The sequence below is a fragment of the Variovorax sp. P4_D9 genome (assembly GCF_056401695.1).
In genome coordinates, this window is the sequence record NZ_JBFUIU010001371.1 from 1 (window position 1) to 1,564 (window position 1,564).

A 1,564-nucleotide genomic window follows, 5' to 3' on the forward strand; every position below is an offset into this window, starting at 1 on the left:
TCCGGGCACCCGCAGTGCGAGCTCGCTGATCGATGCCGGCGCACGGATCGGCCGCACGGTGATGGCCATCGCCTGCGTCGTGATCGGGCTGCAGGCCTTTCGGATCGCGGCGCAATTCTCGATCACGCCGCCGAAGGCCAGCGCAGTGATGATCAGCCAGATGGTGTCGAGCATGCTTTCCATGCCGCCGCGCGACACCAGCATGTCAATGGCCGGATAGCCGGTCGAAGCCCGATAGCTGCCTCCCATCGCGAGCCAGACCCCCTTGAGCAGTGCCAGCCAGCGCGGAATTTAGTCTTCCGCAGCGGCAAACGCGAGGACCCGATCGGGCGCGAAGAACACCGCAAGCAGGCCGCCTGCCACGGCGCCGAGGAAGATCGACGTGAAAGGCGGGAATTTGAACACCGCCAGGCCGATGACCAGGGCCAGCGGCAGGAACAGCCAGGGCGAGATGTGGAAGGTGCTCCCCATCGGCGCGACCTGCTGGCTGGCGTCGAATTCGCCGGGGCGCCCCAGCAAGAAGAACACCGCCAACGTGATCGCCATGCCGACGATCGACAGCAGCAGGGTTTCCTTGATGTGCACGTACAGGTCGACCCCGGAGGCGGCGGAGGCGAGTGTCGGCGAGTTCGAGATCGGCGAGCACTTGTCGCCGAAATACGCGCCCGATATCACGGCGCCGGCCGCGATGGCCGGGTTGAGTCCCATGTTCTGCGCAATCCCCATCAGGCCGATGCCGATGGTCCCGGCGACCGTCCACGAGGTTCCGATGCTGAACGAGACGACGGCGCACAAGGCCGCCGCCGTGAAGTAGAAGAAGTTCGGACTCAGGATCTGGAGCCCGTAGTAGACCATCGCCCCGATCGTTCAGCTGAGCGCCCAGGTGCCGACCGGGGCGTCGACAGCGAACAGGATGAAGATCGCACCGATGCCGGAACTGACGCTGGCCGATGCCGCATCGCCCAGCACGCGAGCGTGTGTCCGCGGCGCCAGCCCACGAAGACAGCGATCATGGTGGAAACGGTCAGGGCCACCGGTTCGACCCGCCCGCGCCGGCGTCGCCGAACAGGAAATAGGACAGGCCCACCAGCAAGACAAGCACGGCGATCGGGATGATCGCTTCGGTCAGCGTGACCGGTTCTGCTTGTTCGGGCCGATGCATGTCCGACGGACCTTGTCCTTGCCTCTCGTCACCGATTAAACACAGACTCGCGGCCCGGCAACTCGAACACTCGGAACGCGCCCGCCTTGACAAATCGCGCGGTCCCAGGGCCTGTTCACCCTATTTCCGGGGCGCGTCCGGCGCCTGCAGAACCTCGTCGAACAGCGCAAGGAGTTGTCGCGCGAACAAGTCCATGTTCAGCGCCCGCTCGCCTTCGCCGGTCTCGATGGTCTGCATCCGCGTCAGCGCGCCGGCGACCGCGACGCACACATGGCCCGGCGCATCGCCATAAGGGCTGCCCGAGGGTCCGGCCGCCCCGCTTTCGGCAATCCCCCAGGTGGCGCGCAATTGCGTCCGGATCCGGGTCGCGACAAGGGCGGCGTAGGGCTCGGTCTCCCCGCG

2 protein-coding genes and 1 pseudogene are annotated in these 1,564 nt (G+C 66.4%); all 3 read right to left on the reverse strand.

What is annotated here, in order from left to right; translation table 11 throughout:
- Positions 1–855: pseudogene (locus tag AC1DY5_RS55065) on the reverse strand (Na+/H+ antiporter NhaC family protein); the annotation flags it as partial.
- 169 nt (positions 856–1,024) lie between these two features.
- Positions 1,025–1,162: a hypothetical protein gene (locus AC1DY5_RS55070; protein WP_478122604.1), complete on the reverse strand. Its 138-nt coding sequence runs from the start codon at positions 1,160–1,162 to the stop codon at positions 1,025–1,027.
- Between the two features lie 120 nt (positions 1,163–1,282).
- Positions 1,283–1,564: CinA family protein (locus tag AC1DY5_RS55075; RefSeq protein WP_478122605.1), on the reverse strand; the 282-nt coding region annotated here is incomplete at its 5' end.